At 68.3% G+C, this 2114-nt stretch carries 2 protein-coding genes; both read right to left on the bottom strand.

Annotated features, from left to right (window positions below):
- Positions 1-193: 193 nt before the first annotated feature.
- Positions 194-925 carry an RlmE family RNA methyltransferase gene (locus B1A78_RS21590; protein ID WP_077148885.1) on the bottom strand — a complete coding sequence of 244 codons (732 nt, stop codon included), beginning with the start codon at positions 923-925 and terminating at the stop codon, positions 194-196.
- Complete coding sequence (locus tag B1A78_RS21585) at positions 922-2034, bottom strand: Ppx/GppA phosphatase family protein (RefSeq protein WP_077148884.1); 1113 nt, start codon at positions 2032-2034, stop codon at positions 922-924. The genes B1A78_RS21590 and B1A78_RS21585 overlap by 4 nt, the downstream gene beginning before the upstream one ends.
- Positions 2035-2114 lie beyond the last annotated feature (80 nt).

Raw genomic sequence — 2114 nt, 5'->3', positions numbered from 1 at the left:
CAACTGGCGAGAACGAACGCCGACATCGTCAGCAAGGTGATGGATTTACGCGAGATTCGGCGCATCGATTTTCCCCGGTTGATCGGACGCATCGCGGCGACCGGCGCCGTGTCTGCGACATCCGATGTGTATCGACGATGAAATCGCTGGGCAATGATCTGGATCATAGGCCGCGACGAAGCGAGGGGCAGGGCTATTCGTCGGCCTCTGCTGTGGGCTTCCGGCCCTTGAACCCCTGCGCGACGACGAACAATTCGGGCGATCCCTTGCGGCTCGACGGCGGCTTGGCGTGCTTCACCGTCGCGAAATTCTGCTTGAGCAGGGTCAGCAAGCTGTGATCGGCGCCGCCCGCGAACACCTTGGTGACGAAACTGCCGCCGGGCAGCAGCGTGCGCACCGCGAAATCGGCGGCGGTTTCGGCGAGCCCGATCGTGCGCAGGTGGTCGGTCTGCGGATGGCCGACGGTGTTCGCCGCCATGTCGGAGATGACGAGGTCGGGGGCGGAGCCCAGCGCCTCGATCAGCGCATCGGGCGCCGCATCGTCCATGAAATCCATCTGCAGGATCTCGACCCCCTCGATCGGCTCGCATTCGAGCAGGTCGATCCCCGTGATCTTCGCGCGCGGGTTGGTCTTGCGCACCACCTGCGACCAGCCGCCGGGGGCGATCCCCAGGTCGACGACCGCGCGGGCCTTTTTGACGAAAGCGAATTTCTCGTCGAGCTCGATCAGCTTGTACGCGGCGCGCGAGCGATAGCCTTCGGCCTGCGCACGGCGCACATAGGGGTCGTTGAGTTGCCGCGCCAGCCAGCGCGTCGAGGACGTCGTGCGCTTCTTTGCGGTCTTGACGCGAACGTGCAGCCCGCCGCGGCTGCCGCGTCCGCCGCCCTTGGTGCCGCCCTTGCCGCCCTTTTCGTTGCCGCTCATTTGCGATACTCGCGCCGTGTCACGGGCACGTCGCGGCCCTGCATCGCCAGCGTGCGGAGGATGCCTTCGCGGATGCCGCGGTCGGCGACCCCGACGCGCGCGGCGGGCCACAGGTCGATGATGCTTTCCAGGATCGCACAACCCGCGACCACCAGGTCGGCGCGCTCGCGCCCGATACAGCCGATCTCGGCGCGGTCGGCGATGCTCGCCTCGGCCAGGCGGCGGCTGATGTCGCGCATCGCGTCGCACGGCACGACCAGCCCGTCGACCGCGCGCCGGTCATAGCGCGGCAGGTCGAGGAAGACGCTGGCGAGCGTCGTCACCGTGCCGCTGGTGCCGAGCAGGCGCAGCGGCTGCCCCGCATGGCGCTCGGCGCGCTCGGCAAAGGCGGCAAAGGCCTCGCGCGTCGTCGCGCGCATATGGGCATAGCTCGCCTGCCGGTCGGCGGCGCTCTCGCCCGTCCCGGCGGCATGTTCGGTCAGCGAGACGACGCCCCAGGGCACGCTCACCCAGTCGCGGATCGCGACGTCGTGGCCGCTGCCCTCGACATGCATCAGCTCGGTCGATCCGCCGCCGATGTCGAAGATCAGCGCCGGGCCGTCGCCGGGTTCCATCAGATTGTGACATCCCAGGACGGCAAGTCTCGCCTCCTCGGCGGGGGCGATGATATCGAGCACGATGCCCGTTTCGCGCCGCACCCGGTCGGCCAGTTCCTGCCCGTTGCTCGCGCGGCGGCACGCCTCGGTCGCGACCGCGCGCGACAGGCTGACGTGACGACGGCGCAACTTGTCGGCGCAAATGGCGAGCGCGGCGACCGCGCGGTCCATCGCCGCGTCGCTGATTCGCCCGGTATGGTGAAGTCCTTCGCCCAGCCGCACGATGCGCGAAAAGGCGTCGATGACGACCAGTTCGCCATCCTGCGGTCGCGCGATCAGCAACCGGCAATTGTTGGTGCCAAGGTCGATCGCGGCGTAGCTTTTGGGGCGCGTGAAGGGCGCCGGGCGCGGGTTGCCGCGATCGGACCCATTGCGATCGGGCCCTTGCCTGTTCTTCGCCGCTGCCGCCCCGGGCCGCGGCGACCGTCCTTGGGACGCTGCCATTTGCCGCATGGCTATTCTTACCTGTTTTTCACGCGCCCGAAGATCGGACGTGCACTTGGGGTCAGATTAGGCGTGCGACGAAGTGATGG

The organism is Sphingopyxis sp. KK2 (assembly GCF_001990265.1).
In the GTDB taxonomy this organism is placed as follows: domain Bacteria; phylum Pseudomonadota; class Alphaproteobacteria; order Sphingomonadales; family Sphingomonadaceae; genus Sphingopyxis.
The sequence above is the reverse complement of the archived record's forward strand: the minus strand, read 5'-3'. Positions and strand labels throughout refer to the sequence as shown.

What these genes read in the sequence shown, in the direction of transcription:
- B1A78_RS21590 (WP_077148885.1), bottom strand. Translation starts at nt 925, where the DNA reads ATGAGCGGCAACGAAAAGGGCGGCAAGGGCGGCACCAAGGGCGGCGGA.
- B1A78_RS21585 (WP_077148884.1), bottom strand. Translation starts at nt 2,034, where the DNA reads ATGCGGCAAATGGCAGCGTCCCAAGGACGGTCGCCGCGGCCCGGGGCG.